Source organism: Pseudoneobacillus rhizolycopersici, from assembly GCF_054786815.1.
Genome location: NZ_JBTOOE010000160.1, coordinates 1 through 256, shown reverse-complemented (window position 1 = coordinate 256; position 256 = coordinate 1). Strand labels below are relative to the sequence as shown.

General features: G+C 60.5%; 1 protein-coding gene. It reads right to left on the bottom strand.

Annotated elements, in window-relative coordinates:
• Positions 1–256: rhamnogalacturonan lyase family protein (locus ACX9YW_RS23250; protein ID WP_460351125.1), on the bottom strand; the 256-nt coding region annotated here is incomplete at both ends.

The following is a 256-nucleotide window of genomic DNA, read 5'->3' as shown; positions in this document are numbered from 1 at the left end:
ACGTTGAACGTGTTGGTGCGATAGAGCAGGGAGCCGTCATGGTCGAGCGAAGCGGCGCCATAGACAATCTCGTCCTTGCCGTCATAGTCTACGTCGCCCACGGTGAGTGCGTGCGCGCCCTCGCCCCAAAGGCCCTTGTTCTTGTCTTTTGATTCGTGGAACCATACCTCCTGCAGCTTGCCGTCCTTGAAGTCCACGGCCCACACGAACGCGCAGCGATAGTAGCCGCGAGCCATGATGACCGAGGGGTGCTGGC